Annotated in this window: 8 protein-coding genes and 1 pseudogene; 3 read left to right on the top strand and 6 right to left on the bottom strand. The window is 47.2% G+C overall.

What is annotated here, in order from left to right:
* Positions 1 to 830 precede the first annotated feature (830 nt).
* A complete protein-coding gene (locus DK872_RS27005; protein WP_202626189.1) occupies positions 831 to 1,823 on the bottom strand; it encodes a RepB family plasmid replication initiator protein in 993 nt (330 codons plus the stop codon).
* A gap of 809 nt (positions 1,824 to 2,632) precedes the next feature.
* Between DK872_RS27005 and DK872_RS27000 the strand changes: the two genes are divergently transcribed.
* Positions 2,633 to 3,829, top strand: a complete 1,197-nt coding sequence (locus DK872_RS27000; RefSeq protein ID WP_161519118.1) for an AAA family ATPase — start codon at positions 2,633 to 2,635, stop codon at positions 3,827 to 3,829.
* Between the two features lie 7 nt (positions 3,830 to 3,836).
* Positions 3,837 to 4,808, top strand: a complete 972-nt coding sequence (locus DK872_RS26995; RefSeq protein ID WP_161519117.1) for a ParB family protein — start codon at positions 3,837 to 3,839, stop codon at positions 4,806 to 4,808.
* 279 nt (positions 4,809 to 5,087) lie between these two features.
* Here DK872_RS26995 and DK872_RS28085 read toward each other — a convergent pair whose 3' ends face one another.
* Positions 5,088 to 5,183 carry a DUF4113 domain-containing protein gene (locus tag DK872_RS28085; protein ID WP_202626188.1) on the bottom strand — a complete coding sequence of 32 codons (96 nt, stop codon included), beginning with the start codon at positions 5,181 to 5,183 and terminating at the stop codon, positions 5,088 to 5,090.
* Positions 5,184 to 5,291: 108 nt separating this feature from the next.
* Between DK872_RS28085 and DK872_RS28080 the strand changes: the two are divergent.
* Positions 5,292 to 5,378: pseudogene (locus DK872_RS28080) on the top strand (hypothetical protein); the annotation flags it as partial.
* Positions 5,379 to 5,427: 49 nt separating this feature from the next.
* On the opposite strand, the gene DK872_RS26985 reads toward DK872_RS28080, so the two are convergent.
* From DK872_RS26985 to DK872_RS26970, 4 genes are all read right to left on the bottom strand, one after another.
* Positions 5,428 to 5,862, bottom strand: a complete 435-nt coding sequence (locus tag DK872_RS26985) for a VOC family protein (RefSeq protein WP_161519116.1) — start codon at positions 5,860 to 5,862, stop codon at positions 5,428 to 5,430.
* A 319-nt stretch (positions 5,863 to 6,181) separates the two neighbouring features.
* Entirely contained in the window at positions 6,182 to 6,556 is a 375-nt protein-coding gene (gene crcB / locus DK872_RS26980) for a fluoride efflux transporter CrcB (RefSeq protein ID WP_074167170.1), read from the bottom strand.
* A gap of 91 nt (positions 6,557 to 6,647) precedes the next feature.
* Positions 6,648 to 7,937 carry a phosphopyruvate hydratase gene (gene eno, locus DK872_RS26975; protein ID WP_161519115.1) on the bottom strand — a complete coding sequence of 430 codons (1,290 nt, stop codon included), beginning with the start codon at positions 7,935 to 7,937 and terminating at the stop codon, positions 6,648 to 6,650.
* A 16-nt stretch (positions 7,938 to 7,953) separates the two neighbouring features.
* Entirely contained in the window at positions 7,954 to 8,379 is a 426-nt protein-coding gene (locus DK872_RS26970) for a universal stress protein (protein WP_161519114.1), read from the bottom strand.
* Positions 8,380 to 8,469 lie beyond the last annotated feature (90 nt).

Here is an 8,469-nt window from a genome sequence, read left to right as displayed (position 1 = left end):
GGCGGCGTCAGTCCGGAGGCCTTCGAACAGGCCCAATCGTGAGGACAGAATTTGTCTACGGGCGTGGGGTCAGTCCAGAACGGTGTAACTGCCAAGTGACCTTGTCACATAAATCCTAATAACATCAATAAAGCTGGTATGAGCCAAAAGACAGTTCGCAGAGGTTCTAATTCTCAATTCGCAGAACCACTTTTTTAATCTCATAAGCTTCCAGCAGGATCTACAGCGCACCTTAAACAAAAGTGTGGCCAAACACGGAACCACCCTTCTGGCTGACAAATTAAGAATATACCCGAGATATGCCCCATTCATTCAGGTGCTAGTAGCGTTGTATCAAGGGAATGGGGGAAATTGCCATCATATTTTCTGCGACAATCCCTCTAACTAAAATAAGCTGTAGTGAGCATCAGCCTGCTACAGCTTATAACATAAGCTGTAGCAGGCTACCCAAGCTCAATGATGAACCACATAAGCTATAGAGAGCAGGTTGCTCTCTATAGCTTATTTTGTTTAACATATTCCATATTGCTTTATTTTTAAGAACTTGCAGGTTTTGGCTCAAGAAGAAAGTGAGTACTCACATACATTTTAAGATGAGCTATAAGGAGAAACCTCCCAACAGGCATAACAATGTATAAGCTGTAGAAGGCCCTCCGGGAGAATGCATAAGCTATAGCGAGTAAACCCGATCAAGAAGCGCTTCTATAGCAGACTTGATAGGAAAAAATTACTGACAGGAGCATATATATAAGCTGTAGTGAGTGCTGACCATATCAATATCTCACTGCAGACTATGCTTAGATGTAGGTTACTGGTTATAGCTTATCTGTTTACTTACTACGGAAGAGTTTTTCCAGATCATCCATCGTGATGCCCAATTTTTCAAGAAGCTGGAGTTTTTCGCTGAGTGCTGGATCCAACGTCTTTGTAGGACTTGCTGCCTGCTTGGGATTCTCTTCACTGGCATCTTTAGGGGCTTTTAGCTTTGGTCTACGATAATGTACGTTGAACAGTACGCTACGGCCACGCTGTATCTCGGTGTAATCAAGATAACCAATATCCTTGAGCTGTTCCATCGCTCGTCGAACGGTCTGGTTTTGCGAGAATACAGGTGACTTCAGGCTCAGCCTTGCTCGTAAGCGAGCCAGTGATATGGGGGCAGGATCCTTGGGCAAGCTTTCGATGAACGTATATAGCGCTTGCGCTGATTCGCGACGTTTCAATGCGTTAATGGCCTTAAGCTGAAGAAGAACTTTCTTATCAAATTCATAAAGTTCAAACAATCGCGGATCTGCCTGCAGCACTACGATATCACGCTCGGTATCGTAGAATGCGGACTGGACCAAATGCGTTATGTATTCTTTGGTATGTTTTTCAGTCGTGCGAGAGAACGATATTACAGTGCCCGCGATACGCTTTAATGAGGGACTAATACGCTCTCTCAGCTTGCGTGAGGATTGACTGGATGGGATCCCGCAAAGTTTGGCGAATTCAACAAACGACAACTGCACCTTATCGCCAATCACTTTATGTTTGGCAAAGGAGTGAATAATACCGACCCAAGTTTTAAAGTCATTATCCATATCCAGTCTTGGACCAGTAATCTCTACTTTATCGAACCCTTCCGCTTTAGCCAGCGACAAACGTGTAAGCTCTTCAGTGGCGTCGGTCTTGGATAATGTGTTTTTTTTACTGTTCTTCAGAGATTTAAGTGTTGGTACGAAAACGCCAAGCCGCATAAGAGCAACTGGCTGGACCGTATTATTAGCATTTGGAGTGAGCGTAATTAGCTCGCCAGTAGATTTATCCACTTCTTCAAACAGCGTTTTTAGATCTTTGTTTTCGTTTTCCAAGACGAGCTCCGGATCTGTGAATTGTAGAGCGTAGGGATCACCCTAATGTTAAAAAAACATCGTAGCTGAATGATAAATAGGCTCATTTTAATGCACAAGTTATACAACCAATTTCAACTTTAATCTGACTATAGCTTATAATGTTTGCTGGTTATAGCATAGATTTTTCTCGGTGTAGTTTATATGATACTTGTCACAGCTTATCTTCATCTCTCTATAGCTTATGACAACCCCTTCTGAAGCCAGTAATAGCGCGGCTCTCAGCGATCGAGGATCTCTTTGGATCTAATAATGGATCTGCTTAGGATCATTAATATTTGGATCTACCCGGTGGATAAGTGGATAACTGCTTATAATTTCTCTTGCATGAACAACATCGGTAAACCTATGCACATTCAGGCATTCATCGTGAAACTGGCCATTAAAACTCCCGATAAAACAAATTCTGTGACCGGTGGCGAAGTTGGATAAGACCAGTTCAGCATTCTGTTCAAGAGCATCCAACTCCAGAATCCGACAGGCAAGCTCTGGATCCTCATCTGTTCTTATTGTCTCCCAATAGCGGTGAAACAGCGCTACGCTTGCCAGAATATGAGTTACCTTTATTCCCGATATGCCGAATGCGACAGCAGCTGTCAGTGGCGACCATTTCTAGATGCATTCATAACTAAAATAAAAATGGGGTGGTGAGCCTATAGTATTGTATAAGATGTTTACTTTCCTGCCTGTATGTAGCATTCTTGAATAAACACGTTAATCCTGCATAAAGGTAACTTTTGATGGACAGAACTTCACAGCTACTGAAGGTTGCTCAGCGTTCCGAAAAAATGCTCATTGGTCTGACAGAACAAATTCGAGCACAAAAAGAAGAACTAAAAGAGAACGTTTACTATCAGGTTTATGCAAAGGCAGCATTAGCCAAATTGCCAAAGCTTACCCGCGCAAATGTGGACTACGCAGTGAGTGAAATGGAGGAAAACGGCTATGTGTTCGATAAACGTCCTGCGGGAACATCGTTAAAATACGCGATGTCTATTCAGAATATTATCGATATCTATCATCAAAGGGGGGTGCCGAAGTATCGGGACCGACATAGTGAAGCATTTACTCTGTTCGTAGGAAATCTGAAAGGTGGGGTGTCAAAAACTGTCTCTACGGTTTCATTAGCACATGCGCTGCGTACGCATCCTCATCTGCTCTTTGAAGATCTAAGAATTCTTGTCATTGATTTAGATCCGCAGTCTTCTGCAACAATGTTTTTAAACCATACACAATCTGTGGGTATCGTTGAAACGACTGCTGCACAAGCTATGCTGCAAAATGTTAGCAGAGAAGAACTACTTAATGAATTTATCGTTTCTTCAATCGTACCAGGTGTGGATGTCTTTCCCGCTTCAATCGACGATGCATTCATAGCGTCAGCATGGTCAGAACTGTGCTCAGAGCATTTACCTGGCCAAAATGAGCATGCAATCCTTAAAGATAATTTGATTGCAAAACTTAAAAATGACTATGATTTTATTTTTATCGATAGTGGCCCGCATCTGGATGCTTTCCTGAAAAATGCCATTGCCGCAGCGGATCTACTTTTGACTCCCGTCCCTCCGGCCCAAGTCGATTTTCATTCAACATTAAAATACCTAACACGCATTCCTGAACTCGTTACCATTATCACTGAGTCTGGTTGTAAGTGTAATTTATTGGGAAATATTGGTTTTATGTCAAAGCTATCCAATAAACCCGATCACAAACTCTGCCACAGCCTTGCAAAAGAAATTTTCGGAGGTGATATGTTAGATGTTGCCCTCCCCCGCCTTGATGGCTTTGAACGGTGCGGTGAGTCGTTCGATACGGTTATATCAGCTAACCCATCAACTTATATTGGAAGCAGTGAGGCATTGAAGAATGCACGTATAGCTGCTGAAGATTTTGCAAAAGCCGTATTTGATCGCATTGAGTTTATCCGAGCAAACTGAGGGTTATATGAGCACGAAAAGAGCAACTATCGGTCGGACCTTTAATCCATCAGCGCTTTCTGACACATCTTCAGATAGTTCACTTGAGCAAATCTTCACGCTTTCTACCGGAAGGAAAGCCGTATTTACTTTGCAAACAGTGCCTGCAAATGAGGTTGAAAATAACACATATGTCCTACAGGAAACCAATGGCCGTGATCAGTCTGGACTTACCCCTGAATCTCTGAAAGACATTACTGCTACTCTCCGGTTGCAGCAATTTTTTCCCTGTATCGGTATCCAGCGTGAAAAAGGTATCGAGATCATTGATGGTTCGAGACGCCGAGCTTCAGCTATCCTTTGCCACACACCATTAAATGTTATGGTGACAAAGTCTCTTATTACTGCTGATGAAGCACGGAAGTTGGCCAAAGATATCCAGACAGCCAAAGAACATAATATTCGGGAAGTCGGCCTTCGGCTTTTAGCTCTAAAAAATACAGGAATGAGTCAAAAAGAAATTGCGCGGCTGGAGGGATTATCAGAAGCGAAGGTAACACGTGCTATCCAGGCAGCATCAGTTTCCCCGCTCTTGGTCTCCGTATTTCCTGTTCAATCAGAACTAGGATTTGCCGATTACAAGACGCTAAGCACTCTTGAAGAACTCCTCAATGATAAAGATATCTCTTTAGACTCTTTACTCGAAACGACTGCACCGGAAATCAATCTCACTCTGGCGGATGACCTCCTTGCTGAGGACGAAATCAAAAACAGGATCATAAAAATTCTCGTGCGAGAAACCGCAGCGATGGCTTCCGTTAATAGCAAAGATAAAGCTGTTGTGACGAATCTATGGTCTTTTCCGGACAAGGACCGGTTTGCCAGGAAGCGCAACAAGGGACGGATGTTTGTTTACGAATTTAATCGCCTGTCCAAAGAACTACAGGATGAAATCGATGAGGCTGTGGCGAAAGTCCTTCAAAAACATCTTTCCTCCTGATGTTGATAATGCATTTTCGCCAGTTTGATTTAATATCTAACTAACTAAATTTAATGATTTTTTAGTAAAGATTTCACAGTGAAATCGCCACTATTTCAACGCTCTTTTGTATTCTGCCGCGCCCGGTTCCTCCGGGCTTGCCCAACCCGGCACACCCGGACAGATAAAACCTGCCCAGCTGTACCGGGTTACCGGTTCTGTTCTGTGCCTATGGTGAGATCTTGCCATCGCACGGCGTCCTGCCGTGCTTGTGAAAGCTTTGTGCCCGGATCATTCTCCTCAGCCAGTACGGGAAAGGAGTAGTTCTTTGTAGCGTGTCGTGTAAGCAGGACTCATCATCTCCCGTTTCATTTTCCACTGAGGTGACCTGCCCACAGGATTAGATATAACCCTTAGTCAGTAATTGACCCTGACCCGAAATCCTGCGCCATTCAGAAACAGAATTCCGGCATGATCTACACTCCCTGAGCGGAGGTGGTGCCGATGAAAAAATCACGATTCACCGAAGAGCAGATTGTCTTTGCCCTGAAGCAGGCCGAACTGGGTACATCGGTAGCTAAAAGCGCACGATCCAACGCTGCGGGATACTTACCGCATTAGTGCCAGTCATTCATATGACTCAGAGGCTGAAGCAAATCTCTACAGACTGTGTACTGCGCTCTGCCTCTCCATGGTAAACAACCTCGATGTTGTTACCATCAGGATCGAGCACAAAAGCCGCGTAATACCCTGGATGGTAGGTTCGCTTGCCAGGCGCTCCATTATCACGCCCACCATGAGAGAGTGCCACATGGTAAAAAGCATCCACCACTTCACGGTTCCTGGCCTGAAAAGCCAGATGATGGCGTCCTGTTAGCTCACCTGCAGAGGCCGGACTATTTACTGAAGAAACGACAAGTTCATCTGCCCAGATATAATCGTCGTCTGTACTTATTACTGGGATCTCCAGAACAGACAGTACAGCTGTGTAAAACGCTTTGCTTGTTTCGAAGTTGTTTACTACAAGCTGGATATGGTCGATAAGCCTGCCACGATGTAGTCGATAATTTTCCATGGGAAATTTCCTCAGTCAGTCGTATCGACTGGCATTTATCCGCTTTCTGAAAAGAACCATTCCTCAATTATACCGTTGATCCTGTGACCTGCCCCCGGTTGATTATCACATGCCAATGTTAGTCCTGCATCCCGGCTGTTATGACAAATGTGAACTTCCGCTGTTCGCTCATTACGGGTATATCTTTATGCCATACATGAGAGCGGGTAGTCTTCGGTAAAGCTGACGGGAAGCAATTCTCCCTCAGCCCTGCCCGGCAGACCTGTGACTCAGTGCAGAGCAGGTCAAATCTGTAACCTGGCTAGGGCTGCTGTAAGTTTTATGCGAGTAATGTTATCAGGTAAAAACCCGCCGCAGTCATGAGCAGCGACCCCACCACGTGCACCAGTACGGAAGTGAAGGCCCATAAGTAATTTCCCACCTGCAGTAATGTGAAGACTTCCACCGAGAAGGTTGAAAAGGTGGTCAGCCCGCCACACAGACCGGTAACAATCAGCAGTTTCCAGGCAGGATCCAGCTGAGGGTGGCGCATAAAATAGGCCATTGCGGCACCGATAATAAAAGCCCCCAGCAGGTTAACCACCAGAGTTCCGGGCGGAAGCGATGGAAAGAAACTGTTGAGCTTAACCCCAAAAAACCAGCGGATGACACAACCCACGGCCCCGCCAATCATAATTGCTGATAACTGACCCAATGCGACACTCCCCACCTCAGATGAATATAAACTGAAGGAGGTATGCCGGACTTAACCGGCATACACACCTCAGATGCCGTGATGATTTCGGTCAACCACGGCGAACAAATGCCTTAATACCCGCATAGCGGGCTTCACAGCCCAGCTCCTGCTCAATGCGCATAAGCTGATTGTATTTTTCAATGCGTTCACCGCGGCAGGGTGCGCCGGTTTTCAGATGCCCCGCCCGCAGCGCCACCGTCATGTCGGCGATAAACGTGTCCATGGTTTCACCGCTGCGGTGCGAAATAAAAGCGCCCCAGCCGTTTTCATGACACAGTGAAACCGCGTCGAACGTCTCGCTCAGCGTACCAATCTGGTTGAGTTTGATGAGCGCCGCACTGGCCAGGTTTTCTTCAATACCCCGGCGGATATACTTCACATTCGTGACGAAAAGGTCGTCACCGACCAGTTCGGCGCGCCCGCCCAGTTTCTCGTGCAGATGTTTCCAGCCAGCCCAGTCATCCTCAGCAAGCCCGTCTTCAAGCAGGACAATCGGGAACTGGCTCATCAGTTCACCATAATAATTCGTCATCTCTTCAGCGCTCAGGGCGCTGTTTTCGGTGCGAAGATGATATTTCCCGTCACGGTAAAATTCGCTGGACGCCGGGTCCATACAGATACTGATATCTTCCCCCGGCCGGTAGCCGGCTTTCTCAATGGCCTGAACAATGAATTCCAGCGGCTCACGATTCGAGGAGACGGCCGGGGCAAATCCCCCTTCATCACCCACCGCAGCGGAGAGGTGTCGGGACAGAAGGATCTGGCGCAGAGTCTGATAGACCTCGCTGCCCTGGCGAACGGCCTCTGCCAGCGTTGACGCACCGTGCGGTGCTATCATGAATTCCTGAAAATCGGCGCCCTGACCACGGGCATGAACGCCACCGTTAATAATATTCATGCACGGAACCGGCAGAAGGCTGGCGTTGAGTCCGCCGAGATAGCGGTAAAGTGGCTGACGGGTGACCTGAGAAGCCAGTCTGGCCACCGCCAGCGAAACACCCAGAATGGTATTAGCGCCGAGCCGGCTTTTGTTCTCCGTGCCGTCCAGTTCGCGCATCAGATTATCCAGTCGCCGCTGCTCCCGCACATCGGTTCCCCTGACGGCGTCACAGATTTCTGTCTCCACGGCCTTAACGGCATCACGGACTCCTTTCCCACCGAAGCGCCTTGCATCGCCATCGCGGCGCTCCGTTGCCTCTCTTGAACCGGTACTGGCACCGGACGGTACCGACGCACGCGCCATCTGCCCGTCAGAAGTAAAAGCATCCACCTCAACAGTGGGATTACCGCGAGAGTCGAGAATTTCGCGGGCAGTGACTTTTTCCAGAATAAATTTCATACAATTCTCCTGTAGCTCAGTCGTGAATGTGTTTAATCAGAACGTCCACGTTCAGGTGGTTAACGTATTCAGCCGAACGGGACGTCAGTGCTCCCATAAAACGGTTCCGGTGGCCTGCAATCACCAGGTCCACACCGGTGTCGGTGATGCATTTCTGTACATCTTCAAAACGCCGCATGGTGACCAGCTCACATGCGTCAACGTGCTCAGCCACAGAGGACGTCAGCTCACTGAACAGCGCCTTCGCCTGGACAACATCTTTTGATACGGCATCGTCCATCAGGCCGTCCGATACGTAGTTCATCTCCCGGTAGTCATTGCAGATATGAGCAAGTGTGATTTTCATTTGCAGCAGGCGGGACAGAGTTGCCGCCAGTGCGAGAAGGGGGACGCCATCCTCTTTCCCCTGAACAAGAACAAGTGCATGTGTGTAGATTTTCATGGCTGTCTCCGGTTTTGACTGAGGAAGTGTTCCAGCCAGGGCAGAAGCTGTTTCTTCCGGCTGACCATGCCCGGTACGGAGCAGGGCGCC

The organism is Kosakonia sp. MH5, from assembly GCF_009935945.1.
Classification (GTDB): domain Bacteria; phylum Pseudomonadota; class Gammaproteobacteria; order Enterobacterales; family Enterobacteriaceae; genus Kosakonia; species Kosakonia radicincitans.
This window is presented reverse-complemented; position numbering and strand designations above follow the sequence as displayed.

Bases quoted from the DNA above. Each gene is read 5' to 3' on its own strand.
- DK872_RS26995 (WP_161519117.1), top strand. From the start codon at position 3,837: ATGAGCACGAAAAGAGCAACTATCGGTCGGACCTTTAATCCATCAGCG.
- eno (WP_161519115.1), bottom strand. From the start codon at position 7,937: ATGAAATTTATTCTGGAAAAAGTCACTGCCCGCGAAATTCTCGACTCT.
- DK872_RS26970 (WP_161519114.1), bottom strand. From the start codon at position 8,379: ATGAAAATCTACACACATGCACTTGTTCTTGTTCAGGGGAAAGAGGAT.
- DK872_RS26985 (WP_161519116.1), bottom strand. From the start codon at position 5,862: ATGGAAAATTATCGACTACATCGTGGCAGGCTTATCGACCATATCCAG.
- DK872_RS27000 (WP_161519118.1), top strand. From the start codon at position 2,633: ATGGACAGAACTTCACAGCTACTGAAGGTTGCTCAGCGTTCCGAAAAA.